Source organism: Sphaerimonospora cavernae, from assembly GCF_042435035.1.
GTDB lineage: Bacteria > Actinomycetota > Actinomycetes > Streptosporangiales > Streptosporangiaceae > Sphaerimonospora > Sphaerimonospora cavernae.
Map to the genome: position 1 here is coordinate 1 of NZ_JBHMQT010000023.1, position 19224 is coordinate 19224.

The 19224-nt window shown below is 70.2% G+C and carries 20 protein-coding genes; 6 read left to right on the forward strand and 14 right to left on the reverse strand.

From position 1 onward, the window contains the following. On the reverse strand, positions 1-1822 hold a 1822-nt coding region (locus tag ACFHYQ_RS12230), incomplete at its 3' end, for a SpvB/TcaC N-terminal domain-containing protein (RefSeq protein ID WP_394301236.1). Further along, positions 1801-1998 (reverse strand): hypothetical protein, encoded by a 198-nt coding sequence (locus ACFHYQ_RS12235; RefSeq protein WP_394301237.1) that lies wholly within the window; start codon positions 1996-1998, stop codon positions 1801-1803. The genes ACFHYQ_RS12235 and ACFHYQ_RS12230, both read right to left, overlap by 22 nt. Between ACFHYQ_RS12235 and ACFHYQ_RS12240 the strand changes: the two genes are divergently transcribed. Next, positions 1985-2686 (forward strand): hypothetical protein, encoded by a 702-nt coding sequence (locus ACFHYQ_RS12240; RefSeq protein ID WP_394301238.1) that lies wholly within the window; start codon positions 1985-1987, stop codon positions 2684-2686. The two genes, ACFHYQ_RS12235 and ACFHYQ_RS12240, sit on opposite strands and share 14 nt — an antisense overlap. 468 nt (positions 2687-3154) lie before the next feature. On the opposite strand, the gene ACFHYQ_RS12245 is transcribed toward ACFHYQ_RS12240, so the two are convergent. Both ACFHYQ_RS12245 and ACFHYQ_RS12250 read right to left on the reverse strand, forming a co-directional pair. Continuing rightward, positions 3155-4066, reverse strand: coding sequence for a hypothetical protein (locus ACFHYQ_RS12245; protein ID WP_394301239.1), 912 nt, complete (start codon positions 4064-4066; stop codon positions 3155-3157). Positions 4067-4109: 43 nt separating this feature from the next. After that, entirely contained in the window at positions 4110-5105 is a 996-nt protein-coding gene (locus ACFHYQ_RS12250; protein ID WP_394301240.1) for a S66 peptidase family protein, read from the reverse strand. A gap of 30 nt (positions 5106-5135) precedes the next feature. Here ACFHYQ_RS12250 and ACFHYQ_RS12255 point away from each other — a divergent pair, with 30 nt between their 5' ends. Then, entirely contained in the window at positions 5136-6014 is an 879-nt protein-coding gene (locus tag ACFHYQ_RS12255) for a sulfotransferase (RefSeq protein WP_394301241.1), read from the forward strand. A gap of 19 nt (positions 6015-6033) precedes the next feature. Here ACFHYQ_RS12255 and ACFHYQ_RS12260 read toward each other — a convergent pair whose 3' ends face one another. The 5 genes from ACFHYQ_RS12260 to ACFHYQ_RS12280 form a co-directional block, all read right to left on the reverse strand. Continuing rightward, positions 6034-7902, reverse strand: a complete 1869-nt coding sequence (locus ACFHYQ_RS12260; protein ID WP_394301242.1) for an ABC transporter ATP-binding protein — start codon at positions 7900-7902, stop codon at positions 6034-6036. Positions 7903-7954: 52 nt separating this feature from the next. Next, positions 7955-8770, reverse strand: a complete 816-nt coding sequence (locus ACFHYQ_RS12265) for an enoyl-CoA hydratase/isomerase family protein (protein WP_394301243.1) — start codon at positions 8768-8770, stop codon at positions 7955-7957. 237 nt (positions 8771-9007) lie between these two features. Continuing rightward, positions 9008-9223: a helix-turn-helix domain-containing protein gene (locus tag ACFHYQ_RS12270; RefSeq protein WP_055482135.1), complete on the reverse strand. Its 216-nt coding sequence runs from the start codon at positions 9221-9223 to the stop codon at positions 9008-9010. A gap of 114 nt (positions 9224-9337) precedes the next feature. After that, a complete protein-coding gene (locus ACFHYQ_RS12275) occupies positions 9338-10936 on the reverse strand; it encodes an ABC-F family ATP-binding cassette domain-containing protein (protein WP_394301244.1) in 1599 nt (532 codons plus the stop codon). Positions 10937-11092: 156 nt separating this feature from the next. Next, positions 11093-11791: an acVLRF1 family peptidyl-tRNA hydrolase gene (locus ACFHYQ_RS12280; protein ID WP_394301245.1), complete on the reverse strand. Its 699-nt coding sequence runs from the start codon at positions 11789-11791 to the stop codon at positions 11093-11095. Between the two features lie 116 nt (positions 11792-11907). On the opposite strand from ACFHYQ_RS12280, the gene ACFHYQ_RS12285 reads away from it, so the two are divergent. After that, a complete protein-coding gene (locus ACFHYQ_RS12285; RefSeq protein WP_394301246.1) occupies positions 11908-12375 on the forward strand; it encodes an NUDIX hydrolase in 468 nt (155 codons plus the stop codon). Positions 12376-12421: 46 nt separating this feature from the next. On the opposite strand, the gene ACFHYQ_RS12290 is transcribed toward ACFHYQ_RS12285, so the two are convergent. From ACFHYQ_RS12290 to ACFHYQ_RS12310, 5 genes are all read right to left on the reverse strand, one after another. Beyond that, positions 12422-13027: a response regulator transcription factor gene (locus tag ACFHYQ_RS12290; protein WP_394301247.1), complete on the reverse strand. Its 606-nt coding sequence runs from the start codon at positions 13025-13027 to the stop codon at positions 12422-12424. After that, positions 13024-14250 carry a sensor histidine kinase gene (locus ACFHYQ_RS12295; RefSeq protein WP_394301248.1) on the reverse strand — a complete coding sequence of 409 codons (1227 nt, stop codon included), beginning with the start codon at positions 14248-14250 and terminating at the stop codon, positions 13024-13026. The genes ACFHYQ_RS12290 and ACFHYQ_RS12295 overlap by 4 nt, the downstream gene beginning before the upstream one ends. Before the next feature lie 27 nt (positions 14251-14277). Next, on the reverse strand, positions 14278-14856 hold the full coding sequence (locus tag ACFHYQ_RS12300; RefSeq protein WP_394301249.1) for an ABC transporter permease: 579 nt from the start codon (positions 14854-14856) through the stop codon (positions 14278-14280). Positions 14857-14940: 84 nt separating this feature from the next. Continuing rightward, positions 14941-15597, reverse strand: coding sequence for a response regulator (locus ACFHYQ_RS12305; protein ID WP_204015667.1), 657 nt, complete (start codon positions 15595-15597; stop codon positions 14941-14943). Between the two features lie 20 nt (positions 15598-15617). After that, entirely contained in the window at positions 15618-16586 is a 969-nt protein-coding gene (locus ACFHYQ_RS12310; RefSeq protein WP_394301250.1) for a HAMP domain-containing sensor histidine kinase, read from the reverse strand. 378 nt (positions 16587-16964) lie between these two features. Here ACFHYQ_RS12310 and ACFHYQ_RS12315 point away from each other — a divergent pair, with 378 nt between their 5' ends. From ACFHYQ_RS12315 to ACFHYQ_RS12325, 3 genes are all read left to right on the forward strand, one after another. After that, entirely contained in the window at positions 16965-17243 is a 279-nt protein-coding gene (locus tag ACFHYQ_RS12315; protein WP_394301251.1) for a cation:proton antiporter regulatory subunit, read from the forward strand. Further along, a complete protein-coding gene (locus ACFHYQ_RS12320; protein ID WP_394301252.1) occupies positions 17240-17767 on the forward strand; it encodes a CBS domain-containing protein in 528 nt (175 codons plus the stop codon). The genes ACFHYQ_RS12315 and ACFHYQ_RS12320 overlap by 4 nt, the downstream gene beginning before the upstream one ends. A 141-nt stretch (positions 17768-17908) precedes the next feature. Continuing rightward, entirely contained in the window at positions 17909-19195 is a 1287-nt protein-coding gene (locus ACFHYQ_RS12325) for an ArsB/NhaD family transporter (RefSeq protein WP_394301253.1), read from the forward strand. Positions 19196-19224: the final 29 nt, after the last annotated feature.

Here is a 19224-nt window from a genome sequence, read left to right on the forward strand (position 1 = left end):
GACGCGGCGCCAAAGGATTGTCCGGGATCACCCAGGCCGGGTCACCGCCGTAGGAGTAGCCGGTCACCTGCTCCGGAGAGCCGCCCACCAGGTCGATGTCGGTGACCGACATCACCAGCCACTTCGCGTACACCTCACCGGTGTAGTACCACGTCCCGTTGACGATCTCCTGGCTCGTGGTGACGAAGTAGCAGTCCAGCCCCCGACTCTCCCACCCGTCAGTCGGCGGATACCGCCACGGGTTCGGGCACGGGCGGGCCTGGCCGTACTCCACCTCGCTGCGCCCGCCCAGCCCATTGCCGACCGCGCCGATCCGGGGGAACCGCACCGGATCCAGGTAGATGCTGACGGCGTTGTCCAGGAACGTCGCATCGAACGTGGTCGCCGGCAGCGCGATCTGCGTGCCGTTACCACCGGCCAGGCCGACCTGCCGGATCGAATCCAGCCACAAGATCGGATGCTCTTCCAGCACATCGCCGTACAACCACGCGTACGACAACTCCCACCGGGTCACGTCCTCCCACCCAGAACCGCCCCCCGCCTTCCAGGTCTGAGTGGTGATCGAGGTCAGCTTCTTGCTGGTGGAGAAGGTCGGCGGGGCGAACAGACACGACGACCAGTCACCGTCCTTGCACCACTCCGGCTCATCGGTGATCCCACCCGAGGCCCGGGCAGCGGTCGCGAACACGATCCGCGCACTCGGCGTCGACCCGGCGACGTTGACGTTGTGCCCGTACCGCACCTCACGCACATGCGCGGCCTGGTCGTACTCCGGGGAACACTCATCCCACCCGCCCAGCGCCGACGTACAGTAGGAGCCGTACTCCACATCGTAGGAATAATCGATCACATTGCCGTTCGGATCGACCTCCCGGTCCAGCATCCAACGCCAGGTGTCCTCACAGACCCGATCGACCGTCGACTTACCGCTGCCGGGCTTGGGATAATACTGATAACACGGCTCGCCCTCATCGTCGCCGATGAACGACATCGACAACGCGGAGTCCTCGTTGTAACCGAACCGGTAGACCGTGCCGTCCTGCGTGGTGATCCGCCACCACGACTGCGAGCCGATCGGCTCGATCTTCCACCCGTAATCCTCAACCGTGCGCCACTTACCGCCGGAGTCCTTCACGATGTCGGTGGAACGCCCGTCCACCGACAACGTCAGCTTCGAGGCGGCCGGGTCGGAAGAGTACGGCGAGTGCCAGCACTTGTCCGGCCAGCCCTGCTGCGCCGGGTGGTACCCCAACCGGCCCGAACTCGCATACCCCGCACACGACACGAACGACCGCTCGATGAACCCCGTGCCCAACTCCCAGCCCATCCCGACCAGCCCGGACTGGTTGTTGGTCTGCGACGTCAGCGAATCCACCGCCGCCGAGGAATACTGCAACGCCAACGCCGGCGCATCCCCCGACGGCGCCGGCGGGGCCGTGATCGGGTAACTGTAGGTGAACGCCCCACCCGACGCCCCCGCCTGCCACGTCCCCGACGGCTTCAACGGCGACGCCGAGAAATCCCCCACCAACGACCCCGACGCCGTCGCCGCAGCAGACGCCGCCACCACATACACAACCCCACCCACAGGCACCGCACCAGACGCACCCGCCTCAACACTGGCACTGGCACCGCCACTGGCTGCCGCAGGGGCAGCGGTCGGCGAGGCCACACCCCCGCCAGAACCGGCCTCGGCGGCGGGCGCCACCCGGACCTCAGCCGTCAGATGGCCGGCCTTCACATCGTTGACCACCGGCAGCACCCGCCGCTGCGCCGCCCGCTGCTTGCCACACTCAGCCGTCAGCGGCAGGGCAGCACACACGCCGGCAACTCCACCAGCGTCAACCGGGACGCGAACCCACCCCCGCCCGCATGCCGGAACGACGAATAGTCCACCGTGACCTGCGCCGCCGCCACACCAGTGCCACCGTCCGCCCGAGTCACCTGCAACGCCAGGCCGACCCCGCCGAGCCTGCGGGCCACCGTGTTGTCGAACACCTTCACCTCAGCCGACCCGGCAGACTCCAACACCGGCTTCGACGACGGGATCGCCTCAGGCGACAGCGACCCCTTCGAGTTCGACCGCTGCGGCTCCTGCCGCTCCTGTGCCTTCTGCTGCTTCTGGGAGGGAGACGCCGACGGCAAGGGCGACTCTGACGGCATGGGCGGCGAGGACGTCACGGCCGGCGACGGCGCCGGAGAGGCCGCGCTCTGCGACCCTTCCCCGTCTCCCGAACCACCGGCCGCCGAACCACCGGCGGCCGGGGCCAGCGACACCGGCAACCCCGGCACCGGCACCGCTCCCTTGCCCGCCACCAGGTCAACCCACGCCGACCCACCCTTCGGCCAGACCGGCTTCGCGGGCACCTTCGCGCGACGCGACTCCGTCGCAGGCTTCGCGCCCGGGGCAGGGGTCACGACCGGCCGGCCCTCCACACTGCGCTCCGGCTGCCCCTGCTCCTGCGCCGCGGCGCTGGCCTGCGTGACCAGCCCGTCCGGCACACCGATCCCCGACACGAACACACCGAGCGCGACCAGCCCGGCGACCCACGACCGTGAAAAACGGCCGGGCATCCGGCTGGACGACAACTTCCGGGCACGCGAAACCGGCACGCCGAACTCCTCCGCAGGCATGCGAAGCACGCGGCACGACACAGTGCCGCTCACTCGCATAAAGCAGGCATAAACAGACCAAAGGAGATCATGAGCGGCTGACAACCGAGAGTCAAGATCTCTTCCGCGCCTAGATGATCACTCACAGTGATCTCGTTGGAACGATCCCCCAGCCGCCGCGAATCCGCCCAGCTCACACGACCAGACGAAGAAACACTCCAAAGATGCGGATGTGACTCACATCACACGAATACATTTCGTCTAGACGCGACCACGTCACGAAAAGTTGCGAGAGCGACAGTAGACAGCGGCGATCTCGCGCTGGGTCACCGTGAGCGGCTACGAGTTCGACGTCATCGGCACGGCGAGATCGATGCACAGGGTCATAACCGGACAGAACACGCGTGCCGCCGTTGCATCCTTAGCCGCTGACGCCGGTTCGCCCTCCGTTTTCCAGGGTGGTGACGGGCCTGCGACGATCGGCAAGGGTAAGGCCGCCTACCGGGGAACCCGGCACGACCAACGCCTCGGCCTCTGACGGTTACGACTCTGTGGCGATGCGGGCGAGGAGGCGGGCGAAGGCCGGCGGGGGCGTGACGACGAGGCGGGTCTGCCCGTTGTGGGCGACCAGGTCGGCCTGGATGCGGGTGAGCCGCTCCCGATGCCACCAGTAGACGTGCGGGGTGAGCCCGTCCTCCCTGGTGGCGTACTCCCGCTGGGCGAACACACGCAGCCGCTCGATGGCGCGCACCACCTCGATGCCCGCCACCGGGTGCACGGCCATCATCCCCCGGTGCGGCATGGCGACCAGCACGCCGTCCTTCGGCATGGGCGCGTGGTCGGACAGCCGCCGCAGGTGCGCGGCCGCGCTCGGCGCGGTCAGCAGGGACACCGCGGTCCCGGCGAGGTCGAGCCGTGAAACGGCGGGCCGCTCGTCGGCGAGCGCGTTGCCGATCGCGATGTCCAGCGCCTCAGCGGGCGGGATCGGCCAGCAGAACGCCTCTTCGGGACGGACCGGGCGGGTGCCGATGGTGAGCACCTCGATCAGGTCGGGGCTCAGGTGGCGGCCGATGATGCGGGACGGGTCGGGGATCGCCGGGTCGTCGGCGGCGTGCACCCGGGCGCGCAGCAGCGGCTTGATCGGCGCGAGGTTGCAGGCGTCGAACGGCTCGCCGGACACCGCGTGGGCCAGGTATTCGGAGACCAGCATCGGCCAGTCTTCGCGCGAGCGCCGGGCGGCCTCGCGGCGCAGGCCGACGAGGTTGACCACCCGCGCCACGATCGGGTCCGCGGAGCGCAGCGTCAGGGACGCGCCGTCAGGGGCGAACGCGCAGGTGAACCCCATGGTCTCGGCGACCAGGGCGAGCAGGGAGTCGAGGTCGACGTCCTCGACGGGCCTTGGAGCGGGGGAATCGGTCCGGGTCCGGCCGAGCAGTCGCCGCAAGAGTCCCAACGCACCATCCCTTCGCCGCTGCCCGGACCTTCCGGGGCGGGTTTCAGGGTGCCGCCTCCGGGTCGCGGAACATGTTCGTCAAAGAATACAGTTCTGTATCGATAACCCCATATGCCCCCATCCACACACTGAGCTGTGGTGCCCCATGCCCCACGGGAAGCCCGGCGATCACCGGCACCCCCAGCGGGGCGAGCCGCTCGGCGAGCACCGGAAGCGGATCCCCGCACTCCACCCACGACCCGAGCGCGAAGGCCAGCGCCCCGTCGAAACACCCGGCCTGCCGGAGCTGGGTCAGCATGCGGTCGATCCGGTACGGCTCCTCCGTCACGTCCTCCAGCAGCACGACGCATCCCTCGGCGCGCAGCGCGTACGGCGTCCCGCACAGCGCGGCGAGCAGAGCCAGGTTGCCCCCGACGACGGGACCGGTGACGACCGCGTCGCCGGCCCGGCCGGGCACGAGCAGGCGGTCGCCGATGATCGGTGCGAGGTGCCCGCCCTCGAACAGTGCCGCCTTCAGGCTCGCGAACGAGTCCTGGTCCGGCCCCTCGGGGCCGCCCATGACGACGGTCGCGGGCATCGGCCCGAACAGCGTCGCGACGCCCAGCCGGTCGGCGAACGCCCGGTGCAGCGCGGTGATGTCGCTGGAGCCGAGAAGGATCTTGGGCTCAGCCGCCGCCATGGCCTCCCAGTCGAGCAGGTCGAGCAGCCGGGTCGTGCCGTAGCCGCCGCGGGCGCAGACGACCGCGGCGATCCCCGGGTCGCACCAGGCCTCCTGGAGGTCGGCCGCGCGGCCGGTGTCGGCACCGGCCAGAAACCCATCACGGTCCAGGAGGTGTGCGCCGATCACCACCTCCAGGCCGAGCTCGACGAGCAGTTCCCGGCCGCGCGCGAGCCGTACCGGATCGACAGGCCCCGCCGGCGCCACCAGGGCCACCGTGTCCCCCGGCCGCAGCCGCCGCGGGCCGCGTACCATCCGCGATATCGGCCGCGCCGCCGGCGCCTCGCCGTGGTCCACCCCGCGTGTGCTGCGCTCCTCCACTCCCAAAGGGTGTCAGACTTAACCGTATCTATGCGACCTCCGACGCACATACTCGTGGTCAACGGTGTCAAGGTCCGTCAGCCGGTGTTCGTGATCGCCGCTCCGCACTCCGGCGCGGACCTGGTCGGCCGTGCCCTCAAACGATCTTCCGGCTTCCACGTCACCATGGGCCGCGCCGCGGTGGCCCGGGTCGTGTACGCGTTCGCCCGGCGGCCGTCGATCGCCCGGAGCCGGGGGGCGCACCGGGTGCTGCGCGACGTGCTGGCCGAGGCGTGGCAGGTCGTGCCGGACGCCTGCGCCGAATGCGGCGCGACCTGCAAGGATGCGGGCGGCATCATCGGGTCGGGGCCCTGCGTGGCGTCGCGCTCGCTCACCAGGTTCGGCGACGCCGGGCCCGATCTCCTCTACAGCGCCCCGGTGCTGCTGCAGGCGTTCCCGGACGCCCGGCTCATCCAGATCATCCGCGACGGGCGCGACGTGGTCGCCGACATGCTGGCCGACCCGGCCTGCCTGGCCTGGTTCAGGCCGCACATGCTGGGCGAGGAGGCCGAGTTTCCCAATCCGTTCCTCGGCGTGCGCTCGGCCGAACACCGGGGCCTGTGGAACGACATGCCGGCGGCGGGCAAGTGCGCGCTGCGGTGGCGCAGCGCCGTACGGCTCAGCGCGACGCTCCGCCGCGAGCTGCCCGCCGAGCAGCTGCTGACCCTGCGGTACGAGGACATGCTGGCCTCCCCGGGCCGGGCGATCGGCGCGGTGTCGGACTTCCTCCACGCCGAGATCTCCACCATCGCCCTGTACGGCACGGTCAAGCCGAAGGCGGGCGCGTGGCGCAAGCGGCTGTCGGCGGTCGACGCCGAACTGGTGGAGAAGGTCGCCCGCGAGGAGCTCGGCCGCCTCGGCTACCGATGATCGACCAACCCGTGACCGCTCAACCGGTGAACTGGGTGCGGTAGAGCTCCGCGTAGGCGCCGTCGCGCCGGAGCAGCTCCTCGTGGCGGCCGTGCTCGACCACCCGCCCGTCCTCGATCACCAGGATCGTGTCGGCCTCGCGGATGGTGGACAGTCGGTGGGCGATCACCAGAGAGGTGCGCCCCCGCAGTGCGGTCTTCAGCGCCTGCTGCACCGCCGCCTCTGACTCGGAGTCCAGGTGGGCGGTGGCCTCGTCGAGCACGACGACGCGCGGCGCCTTCAGCAGGAGGCGGGCCAGCGCGACGCGCTGCTTCTCCCCGCCCGACAGCCGGTAGCCCCGGTCGCCCACGACGGTCTCCAGCTCCTCGGGCAGGCCCTTGACCAGGTCGGCGATCTGCGCGGCCCGCAGCGCGTCCCAGATCTCCTCGTCGGTCGCCTCGGGACGGGCGTAGCGGAGGTTGGCGCCGATCGTGTCGTGGAACAGGTGGGCGTCCTGCATGACCACGCCCACCGTGTCCCTGATGCTGTCGAGGGTGGCGTCCCGTACGTCCAGGCCGTTGATCCGCACGGCGCCCTCGTTGACGTCGTACAGGCGGGAAACCAGGGACGTCGTCGTCGTCTTGCCCGCCCCCGAAGGACCCACCAGCGCCACCAGCTCGCCCGGCCGGGCCGTGAACGACACGCCCTTCAGGACCTCCTGCGACGGCCCGGTGTCCGGCCGCGCCACCGACTCCAGGGAGGCCAGCGAGACCTCCGAGGCCTCCGGGTAGTGGAACCGCACGTCGTCGAACTCGATCTCCACCGGCCCGTCGGGGATCGGCCGGGCGTCGGGCCGCTCGGCCACCATCGGTTTGAGGTCGAGCACCTCGAAGACCCGGTCGAAGCTCACCAGCGCGGTCATCACGTCGACGTGGACGTTGGACAGGCTGGTCAGCGGGCCGTAGAGGCGCATGAGCAGCGAGGCGAGGGCGACCAGCGTGCCGAGCTCGAACGCCCCCGACACGGCGAACATGCCGCCGAGGCCGTAGACGAGCGCGGTCGCGAGCGCGGCGACCAGGCCGAGTGCGACCCGGAACACCGTTCCGTACATTCCGACCGTGACCCCGACGTCGCGAACCCGCCCGGCCCGCTCCCCGAAGTGGACGGCCTCGTCGGCCGGCCTGCCGTACAGCTTGGCGACCATGGCGCCGGCCACGTTGAACCGCTCAGTCATCACCGAGCTCATCTCCGCGTCGAGCTGTAACTGCTCGCGGGTGAGCGCCGACATCCGGCGGCCGACCCATTTGGCCGGGATGATGAAGATCGGCACCAGGACCAGTGCGACCAGCGTGATCTGCCACGACAGCACGAGCATCGCGCCGAGCACCATGACCAGGCTGACCACGTTGGAGACCACCGACGACAGCGTGCTGGTGAGTGCCCGCTGGGCCCCGATGACGTCGCTGTTCAGCCGGGAGACCAGCGCGCCGGTCTGGGCGCGCATGAAGAACGCCACCGGCATGCGCTGCACGTGGTCGAAGACCTCGGTGCGCAGGTTGTAGATCAGCCCCTCGCCGATCCTCGCGGAGTACCACCGCTGGGCCAGGGTCAGTCCGGCGTCCACCACGGCCAGGGCGGCGATGGCCACGGCGAGCCAGACCACGATCCCGGTCCGCTTCGGGATGATGCCGTCGTCGATGATCGCCTTCATCAGCAGCGGGTTGGCCACCGCGATGACCGAACCGACCACGACGAGCGCCAGGAACGCCGTGATCTGCCCCCTGAACGGCCGGGCGTACCCGGCGATGCGGCGTACCGTCCCCGGCGCCAGCCGCTCGCTGGTCACCGAGCTGTCGCGCCGCAGCGACCGCATCGCCTCGAAGCCGTAACCGCCGCCCATCATCGCCATATGTCGCCATCCTCCCGGGAGGTGAAGCACCCAGGACAGGCGCCTGATTCCGTCATTTGCTGGAAGCGAACAGCGCCCTGATCCGGGTCGCCTGCTCGGTCCGCTCGGCGGCGGCCTGCGCCTCCAGCGTCCGGTGCGGCGCACCCTGGAGCAGCCGCTTGGTGGCGGTCGCCGCCGCGCGGTCCACGGCCAGCAGCGCCGCCGTCAGGTCCTGTACGGCCTGGCCCAGCTCGTTGGCGGGCACCGCCATCTCGGCCAGGCCGAGCCGCAGCGCCTCGGCCGCGCCGACGACCCGTGCGGTCAGGCACATCTCGATGGCGCGTGGCACCCCGACGATGTCGACCAGCGGCTTGGTCCCCGTCAGGTCGGGGACCAGCCCGAGCGCGGGCTCCTTCATGCAGAACATGACGTCGTCCGCGACGATCCGCAGGTCGCACGCGAGCGCGAGCTGGAAGCCCGCACCGATCGCGTGACCCCGCACGGCGGCGATGGACACGATCTCCGGCCGCCGCAGCCACAGGAAGCCGCGCTGGGCCTCGGCGATCAGCCGCTGCAGATCGGCGTCGCCGTGGGCGGCCGCCGCGGCGAACGAATCCGTCCCGGGTCCCTCAGCGGGCCCGGGGCCCTGGGCCAGTCCGGGATCTTGGGTGAACATGCCCAGGTCGATGCCCGACGAGAAGGACGGCCCCTCGCCTCTGATCACGACCACCCGCACGTGCTCCGGAAGTTCGTCGCCTATCCGGGCCAGTGCCGACCAGGTGCCGAACGTCTGCGCGTTCCGCTTCTCCGGCCGGTCCAGTGTGATGGTCGCGATCTCGCCGTCCATCTCGAAGCGCAGTCCGGTCCCCCCAGTTGCCGCTTCCGCCATCGCTGCTCGCTCCTGCCTCCGATGAGAGGTCGCTCGCCTCACGCACGGCCGGGTCCGGTGCGGCGTCCCGTCCGTACGCGTCCGGCCCGTGCGTGTTTTCCGTACGTGCCGGATGCTCGCGCTCCCCTGTCTCCCGCGGTCGCGCCCGAGCCTACCGAATCTCGTTCTGGTGGCTCGGACGCGACCACTCGGACTGCTGGAACGAGCGGCTGCGGTCGCGCGTCGTGAGGTGGATCGCTAGCGCTTGGACTTGCCCCGGGTCGCCCCGCCGCGCCCACGCAGAGTCACTCCGGACTCGCTGAGGATGCGGTGGATGAACCCGTATGACCGGCCGGTGGAAGCCGCCAGAGCGCGGATGCTCTCACCCGCGGCATAGCGCTTCTTCAGATCGTTGGCCAGCTTTTCACGGTCTGCCCCGGTCACCCGGGTGCCCTTCTTGAGAGTCTCGGCCACGAGTACCTCCTGTAGTGCCAGACTTCCGCAGCGTTACTCACGCCATGATCAGTCATTTCGGCGAGATCGGCTACCTACTCCGCGGGAAAAGATCCCTACCCGCTCAAATTAAGATCAGGCGAGTGCCACAAGATCGGAAAATTCGTCACTCCACGCGTCTTCGACTCCGTCCGGCAGCAAAATCACCCTATCCGGACGGAGCGCCTCCACGGCACCCTCATCATGGGTGACCAGCACGATCGCTCCGGCGTACGAGCCGAGGGCCGCCAGAACCTGCTCCCGCGACGCCGGATCCAGGTTGTTGGTAGGCTCGTCGAGCAACAGCACGTTGGCGCTCGAGAGCACCAGCGTGGCCAGGGCGAGTCGCGTCTTCTCTCCTCCGGACAGCACCCCGGCGGGCTTGTCCACATCGTCTCCTGAGAACAGGAACGAGCCGAGCACCTTGCGCAGCTCGACCTCGAGGAGATCGGGCCCGGCCGAGCGCATGTTCTCCAGGACCGTGCGCTCCGGGTCGAGGGTCTCGTGCTCCTGCGCGTAGTAGCCGATCTTGAGGCCGTGGCCGGGCCGCACCTCTCCGGCGTCGGGCTTCTCCATGCCGGCGAGCAGGCGCAGCAGCGTCGTCTTGCCCGCGCCGTTCAGGCCCAGGATCACGATCCTGGAGCCGCGGTCGACGGCCGCGTCGACGTCGGTGAAGACCTCCAGCGAGCCGTACGACTTGGACAGGCCGTGGGCCGTCATCGGCGTCCTGCCGCACGGCGCGGGCTCGGGGAAGCGCAGCTTGGCGACCCGGTCGGCACGCCGCTCGCCCTCGACGCCCGACAGCAGGCGTCGGGCCCGGCGCTCCATGTCCTGCGCCGCCTTGGCCTTGGTGGCCTTCGCCCGCATGCGGTCGGCCTGCGACAGCAGCGCGGACGCCTGCCGCTCGGCGTTGACCCGCTCGCGCTTGCGGCGCTTCTCGTCGGTCTCCCGCTGCGCCAGGTACGCCTTCCAGCCGACGTTGTAGGTGTCGATCACGCAGCGGTTGGCGTCGAGGTGCAGGACCCGGTTTACCGTCGCTTCAAGAAGGTTTACGTCGTGGCTGATGATGACCAACCCGCCCTGGTGGGCGCGCAAAAAATCCCGAAGCCACCCGATTGAGTCCGCATCGAGGTGGTTTGTGGGCTCGTCAAGCAGGAGAGTCTCGGCTCCGCTGAACAGGATCCGGGCCAGCTCCACCCGCCTGCGCTGCCCACCGGACAGAGTCTCCAGCGGCTGCCGCAGGACCCGGTCGGGCAGTCCGAGGCTGGAGGCGATCGAGGCGGCCTCCGCCTCCGCGGCGTAGCCGCCGAGCACGTGCAGCCGGTCCTCCAGCCGGCCGTAGGCGCGCACCGCCCTGTCACGCACCCGGGTGTCGTCCGAGGCCATGCCGAGCTCGGCATCGCGCAGCTCGCGCAGCACCTCGTCGAGGCCCCGGGCAGACAGGATGCGGTCGCGGGCGAGCACCGACAGGTCGCCGGTGCGCGGGTCCTGCGGCAGGTAGCCGATGCTGCCGGTGGCGGTCACCGAGCCGCCGGCCGGAAGGCCCTCACCTGCGAGGACCCTGGTGAGCGTGGTCTTACCGGCCCCGTTGCGGCCCACCAGCCCGATCTTGTCGCCCGGGTTCACCCGGAAGGCCGCGCCCTCGATGAGCAGCCGGGATCCCGCGCGCAGTTCGACGTCAGTAGCAATGATCATGAATGGAGACACTCCCGTGAGGAAATTTCGAAATGGATCGGCGCACGATGTCGATCAGTCGGGAGCGCACATGCCCGCCATTGTAGTCGCCGACCGCCAAGAGCCGAACGTGGTTATCGGCCCGCCCGGCCGGTATGCGGCCCGCTCGGCACCGGGTCAGTCCGTGGTCTCTACGGCCTCACCGGTCTCGACGACGCGGATGCGGACGCTCCGGAACATCGCGGGAGTCCCCTCCAGCACGCTCCGCCGGGGATCGGGCACGGTCAGGAAGGGCTCTGCCTCCAGCGCGAACAGCGGCGCCAGCCGCCGGTCGCCGCGCAGCTCGGCGACCGCGCGGCGGTCCCCGCCGAACACGACCGCGTCCAGCTCGCCCCTGCCCGGCCCTGCGACGTCCAGCCCGGCGACGTACGGTACGAGTACTCGGAACGCCACATCGGCCGCCGCGCCGAGCGCCTCGGCGGACTGCTTCTCCCTGCGCCGGGCGAACCGCTGCTGCGACCAGCCGCCCGCCGCGCTGCGCCCGTGCACCGGCCGCGACCCGACCTTGGCGGCCACCAGCCGGTCCCCGATGAACACGCCGGCCGCGTAGCCGCCGAGCCGCACCAGCAGGACCCCCACCGTCCGCTCCCGGCAGGCGTGCTCGACCAGGTCCTCGGCCCGGTCCCCCCGCAGCGGCGGGAACGGCACGTGACACTCGGCCACGCAGCCGTCGGCCGCCGCCAGCCGGACCACCTCGCCGGTGACGGCCGCCTCGACGGCCCCGTGCCGTACGGCGAAGCCCTCGATCCACCGGGCGAGCCGTCCGGGCGCGACAGACACCCATCTGCCCCCACCCGCCGCCAGCCGCACCACCACGACACGCCAGGCTATCGGATGAGCGACAGCAAGCAGGATCAAACAGGCATCGCGCGAGCATCCTGGGAAGTCGCGGTCCAGGCAGTCCGCCGTACCAGATGACAAGGAGTCGACTCATGCCGCCGATCGTCAAACGTAACGTTCGGGTGATCCTGCTCGACGGAGAGGATCTGGTGCTCATCAAGCGCACCAGGCCGGGCCGTGACCCATATTGGGTCACTGTCGGCGGCGGCCTTGAGGAGACCGACGACAGCCTCGAGGCGGCGCTGTGCCGTGAGGTGTTTGAGGAGCTCGGCGGTACGATCACCGCACCACAGTTGGTGTTCCTCATCACCGATTCCCTGGATTCGGGCCTCGGCGTGCAGCACATCTTCGCGGCCCGTCTGAACAGCATCGACCTTGCCACCCGCACCGGCACCGAATTTTCGAAGCCTGAGCGCGGCGGCTACGAGGTCGTCCGTGTCCCCTTGATCTCCGAAGCCGTCCGGGCCGTGGCGCTGATGCCGCCAGAGCTGGGCGAGTTCATCGCCGCCAACATCGATGCGATCACTTCGGTGGTCGATCAGGAGGTCCGCACCGCGTGACCACCGCACCTGGTTCGCCGCTTCATCACCGCTCCCACCGGCCGGGTCAGAGCCAGCCGTGGGTGCGGGCCTTCTGGGCGGCCTCGATGCGGTTGCGCGCCGCCGTCTTCTGGATGGCCGAGGAGAGGTAGTTGCGCACCGTGCCCTCCGACAGGTGCAGCAGGCGGGAGATGTCACCGATCGTGGAGCCGTCCGCGCCGGCCGCCAGGACCTCGCGCTCGCGGGGGGACAGCGGGTTCGGCCCGGCGCTGAGCGCGGCGGCGGCCAGCCCGGGGTCGACGACGCGCTCACCGTCCCGCACGCGCCTGATCGCGGCGGCCAGTTCCCTGGCCGGGCTGTCCTTCACCAGGAAGGCCGCCGCGCCCGCCTCCATCGCCCGGCGCAGGTAACCCGGCCGGCCGAACGTGGTGAGGATCATCACCTGGCATTCGGGGTGCCTGCGGCGGATCTCCGCAGCCGCGGCGATGCCGTCCATACCCGGCATCTCGATGTCCAGCAGGACGATGTCCGGCCTGGTACGGTCCGTGACCTCGACGGCATCGTCGCCGGTGGCGGCCTCCCCGACGACCTCGATGTCGGGCTCAAGCCCGAGAAGGGAGGCCAGCGCCCCGCGCACCATGGCCTGGTCCTCCGCCAGGATCACCCTGATCATGCCGTCAACCTATCCGCGTCCGGCGTCCGCGTCAGCCCGGGCCCCGTCGTCCCGGTCACCCGGGGCACCCGGGGCACCCGGGGCACCGTCACCCGCAGGCGGAAGCCGGTCCCGGCGGTGACAGGCCCGGCCACGACCGTGCCCCCGGCCGCGTTCACGCGCTCGGTCAGGCCCGTGAGGCCGCTGCCCGCGCCCCCGCCGGGGGCCTTGCCGTACGGCCCGGCCCTGCCGTCGTCGGTCACCTCCAGCACGGCGCCGGCCTCGTCGTACGACAGCTCGATCTCGCAGCGCGTGGCGCGGGCGTGCCGTACGACGTTGGTGACCGCCTCCCGCACCGCCCAGGCGAACAGCTCGTCGAGATCGGCGGGCAGCGGGGTGTCGGCGGTTCTGATCGTCGGGGCGACCTCGGCGGCGGCGAGCGCGGCACGGGCGCCGTCCAGCTCGTCGGCGAGGGATCGCCGCCGGTAGCCGGTCACGGCCTCGCGCACCTCGACCAGCGCCTGCCGCGCCACCGACTCGATGTCGGCCACCTCCTGAGCCACCTTTGGCGAGGCCTGCTCGCTCAGCCGGCCGGCCAGCTCGCTCTTCAGCACGATGAGCGACAGGCTGTGGCCGAGCAGGTCGTGCAGGTCGCGGGCGATCCGCAGCCGCTCCTCCGCGGCCGCCAGCCGGACCGCCTCGCTCCTGGCCTGCCGCAGCTGGTCGATCAGCACGCGGGTGTTGCGCACGCTCATGAACAGCACGCCGAGCGTGACGACCTGCAGCAGAAGCGTCCAGAGCATGTCGCCGTCGGCTCCGATGAGGTTGCCGTCGACGACCACGATCGCCGCCATGCCCGCGATGGCGAGCAGAGCACGGCGGGGCTGCAGCGCCATCGCGTAGACGATCGCCAGATAGACCGCCAGGGCCAGCCAGGTGGAACTCCCGAAGAGCAGCGGGAAGGCCGCCCCCATCGCGGTCGCGACGCCGAGGAGGGCGAACATCCACCGGGGGTGACGGTCGAGGTCACGCGGGCCCAGCACGACCGTCAGGTAGACGGCCACGAAGACCGCCAGCGCGATCACACGCCAGACCGCCTGCGCGCCGCTCACCCTGCCGTCGGTCACGTCGGACAGCGGGTAGAAGAGGTAGATCAGCCCCAGCGACATACCCATGAGCCGCCGCAGGCGGGCGGGGCTGTCGTCCGTTCCGCCGAAGGTGAACACTCTGGCCAGCCGGCTCATCCCGCCGTCCCTCCCGTGTCGCGATGCTCAGGCGCGGACCGTGGCGCGGCGGTAGGCGACGAGCGCCAGCGCCACCAGCGCCACGCCCCAGGCGAGGATGCCCGCGACCTCCGCTGTATTCGGGGCCTCCCCCGCGATGATCCGCCACCCGATGCTCGCATAGTCGTACGACGGCAACTCGTGGGCGATGGTCTTCATGGCCGAGGGCATGATGCTCTCCGGGAACAGGATTCCGCCCAGCAGGGCCAGCCCCATCATGCCGACCATCGCGACGGGCTGCGCGGCCTCCGGCGGCAGCAGGGACCCGATCGCCAGGCCCAGCGCAGCGAACGGGATCGTGCCGATCCACATCGCCAGAATCAGCGCCGCCCACCGCCCCGGCGGCAGCGAGACATGCTGGGTCAGCACCGCGGCCAGGCCGACCAGCAGCAGCGACGGCAGGACCAGCAGCAGCGAGGAGACCAGCTTCGTGAGGATGATCGCCCAGCCCGGCAGCGGGGTGATCTGGAGCTGCCGCAGCCAGCCGCTGTGCCGTTCCTGCGACCAGGGGACCGCGGTCGAGATCATGGCGGCGGCCAGCGCCCCGTAGGCGGCCATGGAGACCATCAGGAATCACCGCCGTCCGCCGATCAGTGCCGCGCCTCCGGTTTTCGCGATGACATTTGTCACCGGGCCGCCGTCCGCGCCGGTTCAGGGTTCGATGAGGCCGGCGCGGATGGCGTAGCGGGTCAGTTCGAGCCGGTCGCGCATGCCGAGCTTCTGCAGGATGTTCGCGCGGTGCCGGTCGACGGTCTTGACGCTGATGAAGAGGGTCTCCGCGATCTGCTTGGCGGAGTTGCCCTCGGCTATCAGCTTGACGATCTCCTCCTCGCGCGGAGTCAGGATGCTGGCGGGCATCTGCTCGCCCTGGCGGGCGCGGTGCAGGTAGTCGCGGATGAGCGCGGTGACCGCCCCCGGATAGAGGAACGGCTCGCCGCGCACCGCGGCCCGGCACGCCTCCAGGAGGTCCTGGTCGGCCACCGACTTGAGCACGTAGCCCGAGGCGCCCGCTTTGAGCGCTTCGAAGAAGTACTGTTCGTTGTCGTACATGGACAGGATCAGGATGCGGACGCCGGGCGCCCGCCGGTTGATTTCCCGGGCCGCCTGGATCCCGGTCATCCGCGGCATCGCGATGTCGAGGATGACCAGGTCGATCTCGCCGGCCGAGACCGCCTCGACGGCCTCGGCACCGTCCGCCGCCTCGGCGACGACCATGAGATCGGGCTCGGCGTCGATGATCAGGCGCAGCCCGTGCCGGACCAGGGCGTGGTCGTCCGCCAGCAGGATGCGGGTCTTGGCAGTCTCCATGTTCAACTCCGCTGACATGTTCATCGGCTGCGTTCGGCCTCGACGGGTATGACCAGACGTACGTCGGTGCCGCCGCCGGGCGGGGACGTTATGGTCAGGCGCGCGCCGATGAGGTGGGCGCGTTCCCGCATGCCGCGTATTCCGGCGCCCTCCTGCCGGGCGCCGCCGCGCCCGTCGTCGGTGACGCGCAGGGTCAGGTCGCCGTCGCCCGCGGTCAGGGACAGCTCCACATGGCCGGCGCGGGCGTGTCTGGCCACGTTGGTCAGGCTCTCCTGTGCGATCCGGTAGATGACCAGTTCCACGTCCTCGCTGAGATCGGGCAGCCCGGGGTCGACCGCCCGCGTGATCGGAACCTGGTTGACCTGGGAGAACTCGCTGCTCAGCGCGTTCAGTGCGCTCTGCAGCCCGAGATCTTCGAGCACGCCGGGACGCAGCCTGCGCGCCACCTGCCGCACCTCGTCGAGGCTGGAACGGACCGTCTCCTGGGCGGCGCACAGCTCCTCACACAGGTCGTCGGGCGCCCGGTCGACGACGCGTTTGAGGCTCAGCAGCGCCACGGTCAGGCTCTGGCCGATCTCGTCGTGCAGTTCCCGTGCGATGCGCCGCCGCTCCCCCTCCTGCGCCGCGAGCGCGTGCGCGCTGCTCGCGCTGCGCTCCGACTCGAGCCGGTCGAGCATCGAGTTGAACGTGCCGATCAGGTGGGAGAGGTCTCCCTTGCCGCTGTCGGCGAGCCGGTCTCCGGATTCCAGCAGGTCGACGCGCTGCATGAGCGTGGTCAGCGCGTCCAGCGGAGCCAGGCCGGCCCGCAGCAGCAGCGCGTTCGCAGTGATGATCAGCGTCAGCCCGATCGTCAGGACCGGCAACTCGGCCAGGCGGACCATCGAGGACACCGTGGCGGGCGACAGCGCGAGCACGAGCGTGCCGACGGTGAACACCAGCCCGTTGATGGCGAACAGCCGCCAGAACAGCGTCCGCGCCGGCGTGCGCACCTGGATCCGTGCCCCGATCCGTGCCCCGATCCGTGCCCGGGACCGTGAACGCCTGGCGGCCTGCCGCGGCCGAAGAGGCCGCCGGTCGTCGGAGTGACTCATCGAGGTTCTGGCGTGCGGCCCGCCTTCCGGACGGGCGAGCAGGCGCCCTCCCTCCCTTCCACAGTCCTTCCTAGCCCGGCGGTACCCGGGCGTCCATGTGAGTCATCTCCCATCATGGACCCGCGACTGCACGTCCGACCCCTGCCGAAATGGGTGCCGGACCTGATAGCGGACGATCGCTCCACCATCGAAAATGGATACAGGGGCCGGAAGCGGAAGAATCCGGCGTCACCCGCGATGAGAATCGGCGACCACTCGGAACGGAGGTATCTCTGCGTGCGCGTCTCCCGCACGGCTGTGCCCGGCACCGGCACCGTACATCACTGTGTCACCCGAGGAGGGCAGCGTTTCGGCGTCCTCTCGGACAGAACCGGCCGGTACCGGCTCCTCGTCTACACAGCCGAGTCGGACGAACCACTGCAGAGCATCGTACTCGAGCAGGACGAGGCCGACCACCTCGCCGAGATCCTGCACAGCCGGCCCATCGCCGATCGAGTCGCCGTCCTCGAACGCCGGGTCGCCGAGATCGCCGAGACCGCCGGAACGGCGTCATGACCGCGCCGGGAACGGCCCAGAACGCCCGGGCGACCGGGATCGTCGTCCCCGAACGGATAACCGCCGTGCAAGCACGTGACATCGCCGTGAAACCGCCCACGGTCACCACCCGCGACCGGGTCATCAAGGCCATCCAGATCATGGCGCTGAACCGGATGCCCGGCCTGATCGTCGTCGACGAGGCGGGCCGGCCGGGGGCCGTGCTGTCGGGCACCGACGTTCTGCGACTCGCGATCCCCCGGGCCTACCACGAGGATCCCTCCCTCACCCGGGTCGTCGACGAGGCCTACGCCGACGCCTTCCCCCAGGACATCGGCGACCTGTCGGTGGGCGACTGCCTGCCGCGCCCGCTGGTCAAGCCGGTCACCGTCCCACTCGGCGCGACCCTGCTCGAGGTGGCCGCCGTGATGACCCGGCTGCGCACGCCGCTCGTTGCCGTGGTCGCCCCCGACGGCACGCTGACCGGGGCGATCACGCTGGAGCGGCTGCTCACCAGCCTGGCGCTGTTCAGTCCCGGGGCCTGACCCTCCGCCGGGCCGTTTCGCCCCGTTCCGCCTCGCCGCCACATGCCCCGACGTCAGGAGGCCTGCCATGAGTTCCTTCGCCGTTTCCATGATTTCCGCGCCGAAAGGGTCCGTACCAGTCGCGCCGCCGGGGGGGCGCCGATGAGCGCTGTCGCCGCTCTCGCGATCTTCCTGGTCGCCTTCTTCTTCATCGCCACCGAGAAGGCGAACAAGGTCAAGGTGGTGCTGATCGCCGCCGGTCTGATGGCCGTGCTGGCGCTGATCCCCGGCACCGAGGTGTTCTTCTCCGAGCATGCCGGGATCGATTGGAACGTTATATTTCTGCTGTTCGGCATGATGATCATCGTTGGCATCGTCAAGCAGACGGGGATCTTCGACTACCTCGCGATCTGGGCGGCCAAGAAGTCGAAAGGGCAGCCGTACCGGCTGATGGTCATGCTGATGACCATCACCGCGATCGCCTCGCCGTTCCTCGACAACGTCACCACGATCATGCTCGTCGCGCCGGTCACGGTGGTGGTCTGCGACCGGCTGCGCATCCCGGCTCAGCCGTACCTGATCGCCGAGGTGCTCGCGTCCAACATCGGCGGCGCCGCGACCCTCATCGGTGACCCGCCCAACATCATCATCGCCAGCCGCGCCGGATTGACGTTCAACGACTTCCTCGTCCACATGGCGCCCATCGTGGTCATCATCTTCGTGACGTTCGTACTGTTCACCCGGGTGCTGTTCCGCAACGCGTTCCAGTACAACCCCGAGCACGTGGCATCGGTGATGGCCCTGCAGGAGCGGCGGGCCATCACCGACCGGCGCCTGCTCGTCCGGTGCATGATCGTGCTCGGTGCGGTCATCCTCGCGTTCTGCCTGCACTCCGTGCTGCCGCTGGAGCCGGCGCTCGTCGCGCTGGTAGGCGCCGGGGTGATGATGCTGGTGGCCCGCACGGACGTCTCAGAGGTGCTGCGCGAGGTCGAGTGGCCCACCCTGGTCTTCTTCATGGGCCTGTTCGTGATGGTCGCCGGGCTGGTCCACACGGGCGTCATCGCGGCGATCGGCGGCTGGGCCGTGGGGGTGCTCGGCGGCAACCACTTCCTCACCGCGACGACGCTGCTGTTCGGCTCCGGCGTGCTCGGGGCCTTCTTCGACAACATCCCCTACGCCACCGTCATGGCGCCCATCGTCGAGGGCCTGGTCGCGCAGACCGCCGATCCGCAGACCGGGCAGGCGCTGTGGTGGGCCTTCGCGCTGGGCGCCGACTTCGGCGGCAACGGCACCGCGGTGGCGGCCAGCGCCAACATCGTCGCGCTCGGCATCGCGGCCCGCACCGGCCACAAGATCAGCTTCTGGCAGTTCACCAGGTATGGAATCTTCGTGACCGCGCTGAGCATTCTGATGGCCTGGGCGTATGTCTGGCTGCGCTATTTCGTCTGACGAGAAGGACGTCGCCGGCGGACCGACGG